This is a genomic window from Nocardioides litoris, from assembly GCF_006346315.1.
In the GTDB taxonomy this organism is placed as follows: Bacteria; Actinomycetota; Actinomycetes; order Propionibacteriales; family Nocardioidaceae; genus Nocardioides; species Nocardioides litoris.
The window spans coordinates 605,750-621,589 of the sequence record NZ_VDMR01000001.1 but is presented as its reverse complement, the minus strand read 5'-3'; the positions used below and the strand labels follow the sequence as shown (position 1 = coordinate 621,589).

Here is a 15,840-nt window from a genome sequence, read left to right as displayed (position 1 = left end):
ACCACCTCACCGGCTGGGGTCGTGTGGTCTCGAGACGGGACTTCGTCCCTCCTCGACCACCGTGGGGTGACGACGGACTCGACCACACGGTGGTCGAGGAAGGCGCCCTGGCGCCTGTCTCGAGACCACCTCACCGCTGGGGTCGTGCGGTCTCGAGACGGGACTCCGTCCCTCCTCGACCACCGTGGGTCGAGACCACCTCACCGCTGCGGTCGTGTGGTCTCGAGACGGGACTCCGTCCCTCCTCGACCACCGCGGGGTGCGGGTCAGTTCTCGGCGGCGCGGTCCTGGCCGCGGCGCCAGCGGATGCCGGCCTCGAGGAACCCGTCGATCTCGCCGTCGAAGACCGGCTGCGGGTTGCCGGTCTCGAAGCCGGTGCGCAGGTCCTTGACGATCTGGTACGGGTTGAGGACGTAGTTGCGCATCTGGTCGCCCCAGCTGGCGGCGACGTCGCCCTTGAGGTCCTTCTTCAGCGCCGCCTCCTCGGCCTTCTTCTTGGCCAGCAGCTTGGCCTTGAGCACGATCATCGCCGCCGCCTTGTTCTGCAGCTGGCTCTTCTCGTTCTGGCAGGAGACGACGATGCCGGTGGGGAGGTGGGTCAGGCGCACGGCGGAGTCCGTGGTGTTGACCGACTGGCCGCCGGGGCCGCCGGAGCGGAAGACGTCGGTGCGGACGTCGTTCTCGTCGACCTCGATCTCGTCGGTCTGCTCCAGCTGCGGGACGACCTCGACCGCGGCGAACGACGTCTGGCGGCGGCCCTGGTTGTCGAAGGGGCTGATGCGCACCAGGCGGTGGGTGCCGACCTCGACCGAGAGGGTGCCGTAGGCGTAGGGCGCGTGGATGGCGAACTCGGCCGACTTGATGCCGGCCTCCTCGGCGTAGGAGACGTCGAAGACCTCGACGGGGTACTTGTTGCGCTCGGCCCAGCGGGTGTACATCCGCATCAGCATCTCGGCGAAGTCGGCCGCGTCGACGCCGCCCGCGCCGGAGCGGATGCTGACGATCGCCTCGCGGGCGTCGTACTCGCCGTTGAGCAGAGTGCGGACCTCGAGGCTCTCGACCGCGGTGCGGACCTTGCCCAGCTCGCGCTCGGCCTCGGCGAGGGAGTCGGCGTCGCCCTCCTCCTGGCCGAGCTCGACGAGCACGCCGACGTCCTCGATGCGGCCCGCGAGCTCGGTGTAGCGGTCGAGCTGGCCCTGGATGTCGGAGAGGCGGCCGGTGACGCGCGTGGCGTTGTCCTGGTCGTCCCACAGGTCGGGGGCCGCGACCTGCTCGCCGAGGTCGGCGATCTCGGCGCGCATGGCGTCGAGGTCGAGCACCTGGCCGATGGTCTTCATCGTCGCCTGGAGCTGCTTGATCTCGGTGTCGAAGTCGGGTCCTGCCACGAGGATCGAGCCTACCGGGCCGGTCGGCCTCCGACCCCTTCGCCGCCGGGGGCGGTCAGCGGCGACCGAAGACCTGCGCCACCCACCACACCCCGTGCCGGCGTACGGCGGCGACCCCGGTCAGGCGGTAGCGGCGGTCGAGGATGTTGGCGCGGTGACCTGGCGAGGCCATCCAGAGGCCGGTCGTGGCCCGCGGTCCGCCGCCGTTGTAGGCGACGTTCTCGCCGGCGACGGAGAGCCGGCAGCGCCGCAGGATCGCGCCGAACGGATCGGTGTGCGAGAGCTGCCGCTCGCGGGCCATCCGCTGCGCCTGGCGGAGCGCGACCTTCCGCAGGCAGCGGTCGGCGCGCAGCGCCGGCAGGGCGCGCCGGGTGCGCTGGCGGTCGACGTCGGTCTTGGTCCGCGCGGCGTACGACGTCTCGGCCGCCGTCGCGGCCAGGGCCGGGCCCGCTCCGGGGACGGCCACGACGAGCGGGCTCAGCAGGAGCGCGAGGACGACGACGAGGACGCGACGGGGCACGGAGCGCACGCTACGCCTCGGCACCGCTCAGTCCCAGGGGTTCTGCGACGCCAGGGCGAGCGCGTCGGCCTTCACGTAGGGGTAGGTCTGGTGGTGCAGCCACGGCCGGTTGATCCACAGGTAGGCGTCGACGTCCTCGGCGGCCATGGCCCGCACGTCGGCGGGCAGCCCCCAGCGCGGGTCGGCCACGTCGGTGGTGGGCGGGATGCCGAGGGCCACGCACAGCTGCTGCGTCGCGGTGCGGCACATGTCGGCGGTGTCGAAGGCCCGCTTGGGGTAGACCTTGCGGTACTCGACCCCGTTGAACCCCCGGCCGTTGTCGGCGGTGTCGACCACGAGGTGCTTGCCGGGCACGCCGCGGGCGGCGAGCGCGTCGACGACGCGGGCACCGAAGCGCACCGACTGCTCCGTGGTGTCCATGTGGGTGACGGCGAGCGCGAAGCCGCGGGCGTGCTTGATGCCGGAGCCCATCAGCAGCCGCAGCGCCCGCTTCGGGTCGTTGCGCAGCCAGTCGGCCGAGCCGATCTCCAGGTAGACCGCGGTGCGCGGCAGCGCCTCCAAGGTCCGCACGGTCCACCCGAGCATCCGGGACAGCGAGCCCCGGCCGCGGGGTGCGCCCTGCATCCAGGCCCCGTCGGGCTGCAGCACGACGGCCATCGGCCGGTCGCCGATCGCCCGGGCCACGCTCGTCACGTAGGACGTGTACGACGCCCGCTCGGCCGCGGTGGGCAGCCGCCGGTGGGCCGTCTCCCCCCACGGGCGCAAGCGGTAGAGGGTCATCTGGGACAGCACGTCGCGGTCGCCGTGCGCGGAGTCGCGGATGTACTCGCGCACCTTGCGCTCCGCGTCGGCGTCGGTGATCCAGGTGCCGAACCACTTCGCCTTCGGCTGCAGCGCGATCTGGCCGAGCGCGGCGCGGGTGGCGCCGGTGGCGGTGCGCCACGGCTCGTAGGCCTCCTCGGCGCGACCGAGGTAGGTGCCCCACTCGAGGCCGGCGAGGGGGTTGGTCGGGTTCTGCGGCAGCCGGGGCGTGCGCGGCCCGTAGGTCAGCACGAGCGACTGCCCGACCGCGTCGCCGCGGGCGCCGCCGTCGACCGCCCGCACCCGGACGTCGTGGGTGCCGCCGAGCACGACCCCGTCGCCGGCGCCGAGGACCGCGCTGCGGACCGTGCCCGCGACCGTGCGCCGCACGGTCCCGTCAACGAGCACCTCGTACGACGTGGGCGCGCCGCCGGCGGGGTCGGCCCACCGCACGGCGTACCCGGTGGTGCCGTCGGAGCGGATGTCGACGTCGACCGAGCGGGGCGTGCCCGGGTCGTCGGCGGCGGTCACCGCGGGGGCGGGCAGGAGCGTCGCGGCGGCGGCGGTGAGGGCCACGACGGCGAGGGCGAGGGCGGGGGGACGGACGCGCATGGTGCGTCCAGTGGACGTCGTCCGCGGAGGGCGCGACAGGGGCTCGGGCACGTTCTGACCGTTCGGGAGGCAGGTTGGCCCGTCCGGGTCAGGCCGGGCCTCACCGGGAGGATCGGTCGGGGTGCCGCGTGGCTTGACGCGCGTCCTGGGACCGCTGCCTAGGGGGCGAGCCGGCTGGTCGACCAGCTGTCGTCGTCGCCGCGGCGGTAGACGAGCCGGTCGTGCATCCGGCTGGGCCGGCCCTGCCAGAACTCGACGACCTCCGGACGCACGACGTAGCCGCCCCACTCCTCGGGCGGGGGCACGTCGTCGACGCCGGCGAAGCGCGCCTCGACCTCGGCGTACGACGCCGCGAGGGCCTCGCGGTCGGGCACCTCCCGCGACTGGTGGCTGGCCCACGCGCCGAGCCGCGAGCCGCGGGGCCGCTGGGCGTAGTACTCCTCGACGTCGGCGCGCGGCAGCGCGGTGGCGGTGCCCTCGACCCGCACCTGCCGCTCCAGCGGGTGCCAGGGGAAGAGCAGCGAGCACCAGGGCTGGGCGGCGAGGTCGTGGCCCTTGCGCGAGCCGTGGTTGGTGAAGAACCGGAACCCGTCGGCACCGACGCCCTTGAGCAGCACGGTGCGCACCGACGGCCGACCCTCGGCGGACGCCGTGGCCAACACCATCGCGTTGGGCTCGGGCAGCCCGGCCGACTGCGCCTGGTCGAACCACCGGCCGAACAGCTCGAGCGGGTCGGCGGTCAGCTCGCTCTCGGCGAGCCCGCCGGCGGCGTACTCGTGGCGGAGCGCAGCGAGATCTCCCGGGGTGGTCATGGCCCGAACGTAGTGCGGCACAATGCGCCGCGGACCACCCGGACTGACCACCGGATCACGCATCCGGATCGAAGGAGCAGGCATGACCGAGGTACACCACGGGCTCGAGGGCGTCGTCGCGTTCGAGACCGAGATCGCCGAGCCCGACAAGGAGGGCTCGGCGCTGCGCTACCGCGGCGTCGACATCGAGGACATCGTCGGCCGCGTGCCCTTCGAGAACGTCTGGGGCCTGCTCATCGACGGCGCCTACACCCCGGGCCTGTCCCCCGCCGAGCCGTTCAACCTCCCGGTCCACACCGGCGACGTGCGCGTCGACGTGCAGGCCGCGGTGGCCATGCTGGCCCCGGCCTTCGGCTTCGGCCAGACCTACGACATCTCCGACGAGCAGGCGCGCGACGACATCGGCCGCCTCGCCGTCATGGTCCTCTCCTACGCCGCCCAGTCGGCCCGCGGCCTGCACCAGGCCGTCGTGCCGCAGAAGGAGGTCGACGAGGGCCGCACCCTGGCCGAGAAGTTCCTCATCCGCTGGAAGGGCGAGGCCGACCCGAAGCACGCCCACGCCATCGACGCCTACTGGAGCTCCGCGGCCGAGCACGGCATGAACGCCTCCACGTTCACCGCCCGCGTCATCACCTCCACCGGCGCCGACGTGGCCGCCGCGTTCTCCGGCGCCATCGGCGCGATGAGCGGCCCGCTGCACGGCGGCGCCCCCTCGCGGGTGCTCGGCATGATCAGCGACGTCGAGGAGTCTGGTGACGCCGAGGGCTACGTCAAGGGCCTGCTCGACCGCGGCGAGCGGCTGATGGGCTTCGGCCACCGCGTCTACCGCGCCGAGGACCCCCGCGCCCGCGTGCTGCGCCGCACGGCCAAGGAGCTCGACGCGCCCCGCTACGAGGTGGCTGAGGCCCTGGAGAAGGCCGCGCTGGCCGAGCTGCGCGAGCGCCGCCCCGACCGCGTCCTCGAGACCAACGTGGAGTTCTGGGCCGCGATCGTGCTCGACTTCGCCGAGGTGCCGAGCAACATGTTCACCTCGATGTTCACCTGCGCCCGCACCGGCGGCTGGTCGGCCCACATCCTGGAGCAGAAGCGCACCGGACGCCTGATCCGTCCCTCGGCGATCTACACCGGCCCCGCCGCCCGTCCCGCTGAGGACGTCGAGGGCTGGAACGCCGAGTGGGCCGGCTGAGCCGACCCACGCTGGTCACCGAGCGGCTCCGGCTGGAGCCGCTCACGACCGACCACACCGAGCTGCTCGTCGAGCTCGACAGCGACCCGGCCGTGCAGCGGTTCCTGCGCGGCCGGGCGCTGGCGCGCGAGGAGGTCCTCGCGCAGGTGCCGCGCCGGCTCCGGCCCGAGGCCGACGCCCACCGCCTCGGCTACTGGGCGGGGTGGGCCGACGGCGCGTTCCTCGGCTGGTGGTGCCTCATCCCCGACGGTCCCGGTGACGCCCCCGACGACGGCCGGCCGGTCTCCGCCGAGCTCGGCTACCGGCTGCGGCGCGACGCCTGGGGCCACGGGTATGCCACCGAGGGCGCCCGCGCCCTGCTCGACCACGCCTTCCGCACCGTCGGGCTCGACCGGGTCTGGGCCGAGACGATGGCCGTCAACACCGGGTCGCGGGGCGTGATGACCAAGGCCGGCCTGCGCCACGTGCTCACCGAGGTGCGGCAGTGGGACGACCCGCTGCCGGGCTGGGAGGAGGGCGAGGTCCGCTACGAGGTCGACCGGGCGTCGTACCTCGGGGGCTGACGGAGGTACCAGGACGTCTCGCCCCGGGCCGCGCGCCGGGTGAGCGAGACGTGCACGTGGTCGCGGTGGCGCAGGGTCGGCGAGCACCGGCGGCGCGAGCGGCACGACGAGCTCAGGTAGGGCTCGGGCTCGAAGCCGCGCCAGGCGGCGTACAGGTGGTCGTCCCAGATCAGGTACATCACGCCCATCCGCCGGGCCAGCGCCGCCGCCTCGCCCGCCGCGTCGGGGGCGAGGAGCTCGCGCAGCAGTCGTCGGGCCGCGCGCCGTCCCGCGGGCGTGCGGGCGTCGGCGGACCAGTCGACCGCCCGTCCCTCCTGGTGCTCGGAGGTGACCTGGCCCGGCCGGCACGACCGCGAGATCGAGGTGTGGCTGCCGTGGCGCCGCTCCAGCCAGCGGGCGAGCACGCGGGTGCCCGGCTTGGCCGCGGGCGCGCACCGCGTCGCGGGCTCGTACGACGCCGGCGCCTCGACCGGCAGCACGACGGCGCCCTCGGCGGACGACGGCGCGGCCGGGACGGGCAGCAGCGGCAGCAGCGCGGCGGCGAGGACGAGCGCGAGGGCGCGGACGGACAGCACCCGTCGACGCTAGGCGCAGGGCCGCCGTGCTGTGGGGCGGTGCGTGGACGCGTGGCCGGTCGGCGTCCGGGATGGTCCGGCCGGGCCATCCCGGCCCGGGCCGCCCGACCGACCACCCCTCTGGGTCGGTTGGGGCGGTGGGGCCGCGGGCACCACCAGGGAGCGCGCACCGGTGCGCGCCCGACGGAAGGTGCTCCCGTGAAGATCCAGATGATCGTCTCCGACTCCGCCACCGCGACCCAGGTCGCCGACGCCCTCGCCGGGCTCGGGCACCAGGCGGCCACCACCGAGGTCCCCGGCCTCGTGGTCGTGGAGGGGCTGCACCCCGCCGACGCCCCCACCGTGCAGCGCATCGCCGCGATGATGGACCACCCCGCCGCGCGCGCGGCCGGCGTCCCCGCCTGACCCCACCAGACCTCTCGGGCACGACCGCCCGCCGGATCTCGGGACCGGCGGGCGGTCCTCATGCGCCCGGGCGCAGGTCCTTGCCGAAGCAGCGGCTGAGCGGCGACCCGGTGTAGTGCCCGAACCCAGGCACCGGCACGTAGCCGGACGACTCGTAGAGCGCGATCGCCTCCGGCTGGCGCAGCCCGGTCTCCAGCACGAGGGCCTCGATCCCGGCAGCCGCCGCGCTGGCCTCGAGGTGGGCCAGCACCACCCGCGCCAGGCCCCGGCCGCGGGCTTCCGGGACGACGTACATGCGCTTGACCTCGGCGGTGCGGGCGGCGCCGAACACCTCGACCGTCGAGGCCCGCCACGCGCCCGTCGCGACCGGGACGTCGTCGAGGTACCCCACGACGAAGGTGCCGTGCGGCGCGACGAACAGCGCCGGGTCGACCGGCGACTCGTCGGGGCTGCCGTAGCGCTCGACGTACTCCGCCTGCACCCGGTCGACCAGCGCGACCACGTCGGGGTCGCCGTACGCCGCGGGCTCGAGACGCAGCTGCACGGCGGGGTGGACGGCGGGGCGGGGCTCGGTCATGGCGCTGACAGACTAGGACCGTGACGATCGAGATCCCCGCCGACCTCCTCCCCCGCGACGGACGGTTCGGGGCCGGGCCGTCGAAGATCCAGCCGTCCCACCTCGACGCCCTCGCCGCCACCGGCCGCTCGCTCATGGGCACCTCGCACCGGCAGGCCCCCGTGCGCGACCTCGTCGGCCGCGTCCGCGCGGGCCTGGCCGACCTCTTCTCCCTGCCCGAGGGGTACGAGGTCGTGCTCGGCAACGGCGGCGCCACGGCCTTCTGGGACGTCGCGACCCACGGGCTCGTCGAGCGGCGCTCGCAGCACCTGGTGTTCGGGGAGTTCTCCCAGAAGTTCGCCACGGCGGCGCAGGACGCCCCGTGGCTGGAGGAGCCCAGCGTCGTCAGCAGCGAGCCCGGCTCCCGCCCGGAGCCCGTGGCGGAGGACGGCGTCGACACCTACGCCTGGGCCCACAACGAGACCTCGACCGCGGTGATGGCGCCGGTCGTGCGGCCCGCCGGCACCGACGGCGCGCTCGTGCTCGTCGACGCCACCTCGGGCGCAGGCGGGTTGCCGGTCGACGTGGCCGAGACCGACGTCTACTACTTCGCGCCCCAGAAGTCCTTCGCCTCCGACGGCGGCCTGTGGATCGCCCTCATGTCGCCGGCCGCGCTCGAGCGCGCCGCCCGGATCGCGGCGAGCGACCGGCACGTGCCGGCGTTCTTCGACCTGCCGACCGCGATCGACAACTCGGCCAAGAACCAGACCTACAACACCCCGGCCGTGGCCACGCTCTTCCTCATGGGCGAGCAGCTCGACTGGATGAACGGTCAGGGCGGCCTGCGCGCGATGGTCGAGCGCACCACCGCGTCCTCCGACGCGCTCTACGGCTGGGCCGAGGCGTCGTCGTACGCCTACCCCTGGGTGCCCGAGCCCGCCCACCGCTCGCTGGTCATCGGCACGATCAACTTCGACGAGTCCGTCGACGCGGCCGCGGTGGCGACGGTCCTGCGCGCCCACGGCGTCGTCGACACCGAGCCCTACCGCAAGCTCGGTCAGAACCAGCTGCGGATCGCGATGTACCCCGCCGTCGACCCCGCCGACGTCGAGGCCCTCACCCGCTGCATCGACCACGTCGTCGAGCGCCTCTGACCCGCTCCTCCGACCCCAGGAGGGGATAGTCCCTGGCAAGGATCACGGGTCGGGCCGACCTGACCCGTGATTCCTGCCAGGGACTATCGCCCTGTGGCGAGCGCGGCCGCGATGTCGTCGTACGCCGAGCGGCCGAAGGCGACGAGGCGGCCCTCGATCACGGCGGTGGGCGTGGTGCGGAGGGTGTCGACGGCGGCGCGGACGGCGTCGTCGTGGGGCCAGCCGTAGGCGCCGGCGGAGACGAGCGGGAAGGCCACGGTGCGGGCGCCGAGCTCGTCGGCGACTGCGAGGGCGCCGGTGTAGCAGGAGACGAGCAGCGACCGGTCGCGCTCGCCGCGGGAGAAGTTCGGGCCGACGACGTGGATGACCCAGGTGGCCGGGAGGTCGCCGGCGGTGGTCCAGCCGGCCTCGCCGGTGCCGAGGCCGTGGGGGAAGCGGCGGCGGCAGTCCTCGAGCACCGCCGGGCCACCCGCGCGGTGGATCGCCCCGTCGACCCCTCCCCCGCCGCGCATCCGCCGGTTGGCCGCGTTGACGACGGCGTCGACGTCCTGGGTCGTGATGTCGCCGCGGACGACGCTCACCTCGGTCCGGCCGGCGGTCACGACGCCGCCTCCTGGGCCTTGATGAGCTTCAGGGTGGCCCGCTCGAGCGCGGCCTGGCGCTCGTCGGGGGTGTCGTAGGACCGGCGAGTCGTGCCGTGGATGGTGCGGCCCTCCTCGTAGGCGTCGACGACCCGCGGGTCGACGTAGGAGCTGCGGGCCAGGGTCGGGGTGTTGCCGAGGAACGCCGAGACCTCCTTCATCGCCCCCGACACGGCCCGCTTGCGCGAGGCCTGGGTCTCGCCGTGCTCGGCGGTCTCGGCCAGCGCGGCCGCGGCGAGCACGGTGGCGTGCCAGGTGCGGAAGTCCTTGGCCGTGGCCTGCAGGCCGGTGGTGTCGCGGACGTAGGCGTTGACCAGGTCGGGGATGATCGAGCGCCAGCTGCGTCCGTGCTGGTAGGCCAGCAGCGACGGGTCGTCGCGGGAGCGGCGTCGACGCATGATGTCCACCGCCTCGATGACGGTCGCGTCGTCGATCTCGATGCGGTGGTCGACGCCTGACTTGCCGACGAAGGTGAAGACCAGCCGGTCCTGCCGCCGCCGGACGTGCCGCCGCTCGAGGGTCGTCAGCCCGAACGAGCCGTGGGTGTCGGCGTACACGTCGTTGCCGATGCGGAAGTAGCCCAGGTCGAGCAGGCGCACGGCGGCGGCGCAGGCGCGCTCGAGCGGCATGCCCTCCCGGCCGAGGTCGGTGAGCACCGACTCGCGGGCCTTGACCAGCCCGCGGCCGAACTCCAGCACCCGGTCGAACTTCTCCGCATCCCGCCGGGCCCGCCACTCGGGGTGGTAGAGGTACTGGCGTCGCCCGGCCGCGTCGGTGCCGACGGCCTGCAGGTGCCCGTTGGGGTGCGGGGTGATCCACACCTCCTGCCAGGCCGGCGGGATGACCAGGGCCTTGACCCGCGCGGCGTCGTCGGTGGCCAGCTTGGTGCCGTGCTGGTCGAGGTAGGTGAAGCCGCTGCCCGCGCGCCGTCGGGTCCACCCCGGCTGCTCGGGCGACGTACGGCGGAGGCGGACCACGCGGTCACGCTAGGAGCGCCCACCCCGGGGCGGATTCACCCGCGCGGACGGAGGGAGCGCACCAGCAGGGTGAGCATGACCACCCCGAACCCGGCCCCCACGACGTACGGCCACGCCGACCGCTCGGGCAGCGGCTGCTGGAGCGAGGGGTCCGTGGCGGGGTCGGGCGCCGCGGTCGCGGTCGCCGTCGGCTCGGGCTCGGGGGCGACCGCCGCCGCGACCCGCGGGGGCAGCCGCAGCCGCAGGACCTCGGAGCGGGCACCCTCGCTGCTGAGCAGGACGGCGCCGGCGGGGTCGACCGCGACGCCCTCGCCCTGCTGCTGGTCGGGCAGCCCGAGCGTGGCCACCTCGTCCAGCGCGGGCCAGGTGTAGACCACGGCGTCGGCGTACCCCCGGACGACGAGGTGGCGCCCGTCGGGCCAGAACGCCCCGTCGGTGGCGATGCCGAGCGCGCTGCCGACCCGGCGCACCGGGTTGGGACGGTCGGGGCTCAGCCGGTCGGGCGGTGCGGAGACGTAGACCTCCCCGCCGAAGATCCCCTTGGTCACGACCACCAGCCGGCCCGTGGCCGGGTCGGTCATCAGCGTCTCGGCGTCGCGGGGGCCGTCGGGGTAGACCAGCTCGTACGACGCCGGCTCGACGTCGCGGTAGCCGACGCCGACCGGGACGCGCAGGACGGTGACGGTGTCGCGGGTCTGCGGGTTGTCACCGATGTCGCCGACCCACACCTCGCCGGCCGCGCCGTCCGACCCGGCCACCGGGGCGAGCGCCTCGACGTCGTCGGGCTCGGCGGCCCAGCTGGTGACGCCGACGGTCTCGCCGGTGCCCCGGTCGACGGCGAAGACCCGACCGGTGTCGCCGGAGTCGTTGACGGTCAGGACTAGGTCGTCGCGGGCGACGAGGCCGCTGGACTCGACGATCTCGGGGTCGCGGAAGGTCAGCTCGACCTGGCCGCGTGGCGGGACGGCCGGCGCGGCGGCGACGCCGACGACGAACGGCAGGGCCGCCCCCAGCACGAGCGCCCGCCCGACCGTCCTCGCCGTCCTCGTCGTCCTCGTCATGCCGGCGGGTCCGCGAGCAGGTCGGCCAGGCGGGGTCGCAGCCCCCACTCGCCGACCAGCGCGTCGAGCTCCGCCCGGGCGCCGTCGGGCACGACGCCCGTGCGCACCGCGCGCAGCATGGTGTTGCGCGGCGTGTGGCGGCTCTCGACGAACTGCACCACGTCGACGCGGTAGCCCTGCAGCCGCACCAGCGAGGCGCGCAGCGCGTCGGTCAAGGTGTCGGCCAGGCGCTCGCGCAGGATGCCGTGCCGCACCACCTCGGCGTACGCCGGCGGGGTCGGCCCGCGGCGCAGCTGGGCGGCGACGTCGTGGTGGCAGCAGGGCGCAGCCAGGACCAGCGGGGCGCGCCACTCCACCGCGCGGGCCAGGGCCTCGTCGGTCGCGGTGTCGCAGGCGTGCAGGGCGAGCACGACCTCGGGCGCGGGGTCGACGACGGCCTCGGCGATGGTGCCGACGGTGAACGACGCCGGCAACCCGACGTCGACGGCCACCCGGCTGTTGTGCTCGCGCGACTGCTCCTTGACGTCGACCCCGGTCATGGCGACCGGCAGGCCGCGCACCTCGCCGAGGTAGCGCTGGGCGGCGAAGGTCAGGTAGGCGTTGCCGCAGCCCAGGTCGACCACCCGCAGCGGCTCGTCGGCGGTCGGGGCGCGCAGGTGGCCCGCCGCCAGCGCGTCGGTGACGGCCGCGTCGAGCAGCCGCAGGAACTCCTCGACCTGCCGCACCTTGGCCGCCCGGCTCGGCTTGACCCGGCCGTCGGCCCCGGCCAGCCCGAGCGCCCGCCACAGCGGGTCGTCGGCGGCCAGCAGGTGCTGCTTGGTGCGGTCGTGGTCGCGCTCGACCTCGAGCTCCTGGGCCCGCCGCTTGCTCGAGACCAGCGCGTCTCCCTTCTTGGTCACGCGCACCTGGTGGGTGTGCGTCGCGGTCTCGACGTGCCAGTTGCCGAACGGCTCGGCCAGCAGCGCCTCGACCGCCTCGGTCGCGGCGGGGCCGGCGGCGTGGTTGGCGGTGTGCGCCTGCGTGGCGTCGTACGCCGTGGCCTGGAGGTGCCGGCCCGCCTTGAGGTCGACGTAGCGCAGCTCCACCCGGCGCCACGTGGGCGTCCCGGTGCGGCGCCGGCCCGACGCGACCGCGCGGACCAGCCCGTCGGCGTCGAGCAGCGCCTCGCGGACGGTCGCGAGTGCGGTCTCGAGCGAGCGGTCGCTCACAGCACCGCCGCCACGACCACGATGACCAGGAGCGCCACCAGCGCCACCGGGATCACGAGGCGGCGGTGGCGAGGGTTCACCGCTCCAGCCTAGGCGGGCCGGGGTGGGCGGCGGGGGCGTGGTCTCGAGACGGGACTCCGTCCCTCCTCGACCACCGTCCGGACCCGACCCCATGGTGGTCGAGGAAGGCGGGCCAGCGCCTGTCTCGAGACCACGCGAGCCGGAGGCGACGCCTCACCAGTGCTGCATCGACCCCTGGAAGACCGAGGCGAGGTCGTCGGGCGTGACGGGCTTGGGCGCCGTGGCCAGCAGCCGCTGCTGGTGCAGCGACCCCTCGACGAGCGCGTCGACGTCGCCCTCGGCGTACCCGATCTCACCCAGCCCGTTGGGGATGCCGATGTCGCGCATCAGCGCGGCCAGGACGCCCGGCAGCACGTCGGAGGCCTCGCCCTCGCTGGTCAGCGTCTCGGCCCGGGCCGGGTCGAGGAAGCGGGCGGCGGCCAGGTGGCGCTCGGGGTCGGCGTCGAAGGTGAACCGGAACGCCTCGGGCGCGGTCAACGAGACGGCCATGCCGTGCGGGACGATGGCCTCGTCGGGCGGGTAGCCCTCGGGGCGGTAGTCGCGGACCCGGCCTGCGATGGGGTAGGCGTTGGCGTGCGGCACGTGGACACCGGCGTTGCCGAACCCCATGCCGGCGAAGGTCGCGGCCAGCGACATCTGCTCCCGCGCCTCGAGGTCGTCACCGTCGCGCACGGCCCGGCGGAACGACCCCGCGAGCAAGGTCATCGACTTCTCGGCCCACACGTCGGCGACCGGGTTGGCGCCGCAGTAGGGCACCCGCTGCTCGGGCTGCTTGGCGTCCATCGTGGCGAACCACCGCGCCGTCCAGCTCTCCAGCGCGTGGCACAGGATGTCCATGCCGGCCGCCGCGGTGACCATCGCGGGCTGGGTCACGGTCAGCGCCGGGTCGACCACGGCCATCGTCGGGCGCAGCCGCGGGTGGCTGATGCCGGTCTTGACGTGCAGCGAGAGCACGTCGAGCACGCACACCGTGGTGCTCTCGCTGCCCGTGCCGGTGGTGGTGGGCACGGCCACGAGCGGCAGCAGCGGCTGGGTGGGCGCCTGCGCCTTGCCGACGGGCGCGTTGATGTAGTCCATGAGGTCGCCGGGGTTGGTGACCAGCAGGTTGACCGCCTTGGCCGTGTCGATCGCCGACCCGCCGCCGACCGCGACGACCGCGTCGAAGGGGCCCGCGTCGCGGGCGAAGTCGACCGCCGCACGCATCGAGGTGTCGGTCGGCTCCACCCGCGCCTCGTCGTACGACGTCACCTCGAGGCCCCGGGCGCCCATCTCCTCGGCGATGCGGGCCGGGTGGCCGGTCGCGGCGACCCCGGGGTCGGTGACCAGCAGGACCCGGCGCGCCCCGAGCGCGGCGAGGTCGTGCCCGATCTCCGAGGAGGCCCCGGAGCCGAACTTCAGGGCGGGTGCGGCGTAGGTGAAGATCGTCTCGGTCACGCTCGCCACCCTAGGCCTCGGACCGGCGTGCCGACCGTCAGTCCAGGGCCCGGCCGACGGCCCGCACCCGGGTGTCGGGCGCGGCGACCCGCTCGGCGTTGGCGGCCTGGTCGTCGGCCTCCTCCTGCGACTCCCGCTCGGCGACGACGCGGGCGCGGTAGGCCTCGACCTGGTCGCGGATGCGGGTCTCGTCCCAGCCGAGCACGGGCGCGACGAGGCGGGCCGCCTCCTCGGCGCAGGCGACGCCGCGGTCCTTGGTCTCGATGGAGATGCGGGTGCGCCGGGCCAGCAGGTCGTCCATGTGCAGCGCGCCCTCGTGGGTGGCGGCGTAGAGGATCTCGACCCGGAGGTACTCCTCGGCGCCGTCGAGCGGCTCGAGCAGCGTCGGGTCCTCGGCGGCCTGGTCGAGCACCTCGTGCAGCAGCGAGCCGTAGCGCTCGAGCAGGTGCCGGATGCGCCAGGACGGCAGCCCGTGGTCACGGGCCAGCCGGTCGACCTGGTTGGTCAGCGCCTGGTAGCCCTCGGCCCCGACCAGCGGCACCTGGTCGGTGACGCTGTCGGGCACCCCGGCGTGCAGGTCCTCGCGGGCGGCGTCGACGGCGTCGGCGGCCATCACGCGGTAGGTCGTGTACTTGCCGCCGGCGATGGAGATCAGCCCCGGCTGCGGCCGGGCCACGGCGTGCTCGCGGGAGAGGTTGGACGTGGCCTCGCTCTCGCCGGCCAGCAGCGGACGGAGACCGGCGTAGACGCCCTCGATGTCGTCGTGGGTCAGCGGCGTCACCAGCACGGCGTTGACGTGCTCGAGGATGTAGTCGAGGTCGGCGCGGCTGGCGGCCGGGTGGGACTTGGAGAGCTCCCAGTCGGTGTCGGTGGTGCCGATGATCCAGTGGGTGCCCCACGGGATCACGAACAGCACCGACTTCTCGGTGCGCAGGATCAACCCGGTCTCGAGGTTGATGCGGTCGCGCGGCACGACGATGTGCACGCCCTTGGACGCGCGCACGTTGAAGCGGCCGCGCCCGCCGGCCAACGTCTGGATGGCGTCGGTCCACACGCCGGTGCAGTTGATGACCACGTCGGCCGAGACCTCGACGGTCTCGCCGGTCTCGACGTCGGTGACCTCGGCGCCGACCACCCGCTCGCCGGCGTGGCGCAGCGCGGTCACCTTGGCCGAGGTCAGCACCGTCGCGCCGTAGGACGCCGCGGTGCGCCCGAGCATCATCGTGTGCCGCGCGTCGTCGGCCTGGGCGTCGTAGTAGCGCAGGGCGCCGACGAGGGCGTCCTTGCGCAGGCCGGGGGCCAGCTTGAGCGCGCCGGTGCGGGTCAGCTGCTGGTGGCGCGGCAGCGAGCGGGCACCGCCCATCTGGTCGTACAGCGTGAGGCCGGCGGTGACGTAGGGCCGCTCCCAGCCGCGGTGGCTCAGCGGGTAGAGGAAGGAGACCGGCCGCACGAGGTGGGGCGCGATGCGGGTGAGCATCAGCTCGCGCTCGCGCAGCGCCTCGCGCACCAGGGCGAAGTTCATCTGCTCGAGGTAGCGCAGGCCGCCGTGGAAGAGCTTGGAGCTGCGCGAGGACGTGCCCGAGGCCCAGTCGCGCTGCTCGACCAGCACCGTGCGCAGGCCGCGGGTGGCGGCGTCGAGCGCCACGCCCGCGCCGGTCACCCCGCCGCCGACGACCAGCACGTCGAGGTGGGTGTCGGCCAGCGAGCGCCACGAGGCCGCTCGCTCCTCCGGTCCGAGCCTGGCTGCTGCGTGCACGGGTCTCCCCTTCCCTCGTCCTCGTCGCGTCCTCCCTCCACCCTAGGCACCACCACCGACAGCGCCCATCCCCTGCTGGAGGGGTTCTGTGCAACGATGCCTCGCCGGAGGCC

The 15,840-nt window shown here is 74.6% G+C and carries 16 protein-coding genes; 4 read left to right on the top strand and 12 right to left on the bottom strand.

The window, feature by feature from the left end; genetic code table 11:
* Positions 1-266 precede the first annotated feature (266 nt).
* The 4 genes from prfB to pdxH form a co-directional block, all read right to left on the bottom strand.
* Positions 267-1,385, bottom strand: coding sequence for a peptide chain release factor 2 (gene prfB, locus FJQ57_RS03045; RefSeq protein WP_139977748.1), 1,119 nt, complete (start codon positions 1,383-1,385; stop codon positions 267-269).
* Positions 1,386-1,440: 55 nt separating this feature from the next.
* Positions 1,441-1,905: a CAP domain-containing protein gene (locus FJQ57_RS03040; RefSeq protein WP_170219247.1), complete on the bottom strand. Its 465-nt coding sequence runs from the start codon at positions 1,903-1,905 to the stop codon at positions 1,441-1,443.
* Between the two features lie 27 nt (positions 1,906-1,932).
* Positions 1,933-3,318 carry a glycoside hydrolase family 6 protein gene (locus tag FJQ57_RS03035; protein WP_139977746.1) on the bottom strand — a complete coding sequence of 462 codons (1,386 nt, stop codon included), beginning with the start codon at positions 3,316-3,318 and terminating at the stop codon, positions 1,933-1,935.
* A 158-nt stretch (positions 3,319-3,476) separates the two neighbouring features.
* Positions 3,477-4,130 carry a pyridoxamine 5'-phosphate oxidase gene (gene pdxH / locus FJQ57_RS03030; protein WP_139977745.1) on the bottom strand — a complete coding sequence of 218 codons (654 nt, stop codon included), beginning with the start codon at positions 4,128-4,130 and terminating at the stop codon, positions 3,477-3,479.
* Between the two features lie 82 nt (positions 4,131-4,212).
* Between pdxH and FJQ57_RS03025 the strand changes: the two genes are divergently transcribed.
* Entirely contained in the window at positions 4,213-5,316 is a 1,104-nt protein-coding gene (locus tag FJQ57_RS03025) for a citrate synthase 2 (protein ID WP_139977744.1), read from the top strand.
* Positions 5,304-5,879, top strand: coding sequence for a GNAT family N-acetyltransferase (locus tag FJQ57_RS03020; RefSeq protein WP_246081556.1), 576 nt, complete (start codon positions 5,304-5,306; stop codon positions 5,877-5,879). The genes FJQ57_RS03025 and FJQ57_RS03020 overlap by 13 nt, the downstream gene beginning before the upstream one ends.
* Here FJQ57_RS03020 and FJQ57_RS03015 read toward each other — a convergent pair.
* Positions 5,843-6,454: a VldE C-terminal domain-containing protein gene (locus FJQ57_RS03015; RefSeq protein WP_139977743.1), complete on the bottom strand. Its 612-nt coding sequence runs from the start codon at positions 6,452-6,454 to the stop codon at positions 5,843-5,845. The genes FJQ57_RS03020 and FJQ57_RS03015 overlap by 37 nt on opposite strands.
* 198 nt (positions 6,455-6,652) lie before the next feature.
* On the opposite strand from FJQ57_RS03015, the gene FJQ57_RS03010 reads away from it, so the two are divergent.
* Positions 6,653-6,859 carry a hypothetical protein gene (locus FJQ57_RS03010; protein WP_139977742.1) on the top strand — a complete coding sequence of 69 codons (207 nt, stop codon included), beginning with the start codon at positions 6,653-6,655 and terminating at the stop codon, positions 6,857-6,859.
* Between the two features lie 58 nt (positions 6,860-6,917).
* Here the strand turns inward: FJQ57_RS03010 and FJQ57_RS03005 are convergent, their stop codons facing one another.
* A complete protein-coding gene (locus tag FJQ57_RS03005; RefSeq protein ID WP_139977741.1) occupies positions 6,918-7,436 on the bottom strand; it encodes a GNAT family N-acetyltransferase in 519 nt (172 codons plus the stop codon).
* Positions 7,437-7,456: 20 nt separating this feature from the next.
* Between FJQ57_RS03005 and serC the strand changes: the two genes are divergently transcribed.
* Positions 7,457-8,569 (top strand): phosphoserine transaminase, encoded by a 1,113-nt coding sequence (gene serC, locus FJQ57_RS03000; protein ID WP_139977740.1) that lies wholly within the window; start codon positions 7,457-7,459, stop codon positions 8,567-8,569.
* 83 nt (positions 8,570-8,652) lie between these two features.
* Here the strand turns inward: serC and FJQ57_RS02995 are convergent, their stop codons facing one another.
* From FJQ57_RS02995 to FJQ57_RS02970, 6 genes are all read right to left on the bottom strand, one after another.
* Positions 8,653-9,171, bottom strand: coding sequence for an O-acetyl-ADP-ribose deacetylase (locus FJQ57_RS02995; protein WP_139977739.1), 519 nt, complete (start codon positions 9,169-9,171; stop codon positions 8,653-8,655).
* Positions 9,168-10,187 carry a DNA topoisomerase IB gene (locus tag FJQ57_RS02990; RefSeq protein WP_139977738.1) on the bottom strand — a complete coding sequence of 340 codons (1,020 nt, stop codon included), beginning with the start codon at positions 10,185-10,187 and terminating at the stop codon, positions 9,168-9,170. Before FJQ57_RS02990 ends, FJQ57_RS02995 begins: the two co-directional genes overlap by 4 nt.
* 35 nt (positions 10,188-10,222) lie before the next feature.
* A complete protein-coding gene (locus FJQ57_RS02985; protein WP_139977737.1) occupies positions 10,223-11,248 on the bottom strand; it encodes a WD40 repeat domain-containing protein in 1,026 nt (341 codons plus the stop codon).
* Positions 11,245-12,456, bottom strand: coding sequence for a class I SAM-dependent methyltransferase (locus tag FJQ57_RS02980; RefSeq protein ID WP_246081555.1), 1,212 nt, complete (start codon positions 12,454-12,456; stop codon positions 11,245-11,247). Before FJQ57_RS02980 ends, FJQ57_RS02985 begins: the two co-directional genes overlap by 4 nt.
* A 234-nt stretch (positions 12,457-12,690) precedes the next feature.
* Positions 12,691-13,971 carry a hydroxyacid-oxoacid transhydrogenase gene (locus FJQ57_RS02975; RefSeq protein ID WP_139977735.1) on the bottom strand — a complete coding sequence of 427 codons (1,281 nt, stop codon included), beginning with the start codon at positions 13,969-13,971 and terminating at the stop codon, positions 12,691-12,693.
* A gap of 37 nt (positions 13,972-14,008) precedes the next feature.
* Positions 14,009-15,727, bottom strand: coding sequence for a glycerol-3-phosphate dehydrogenase/oxidase (locus tag FJQ57_RS02970; protein WP_139977734.1), 1,719 nt, complete (start codon positions 15,725-15,727; stop codon positions 14,009-14,011).
* Positions 15,728-15,840: the final 113 nt, after the last annotated feature.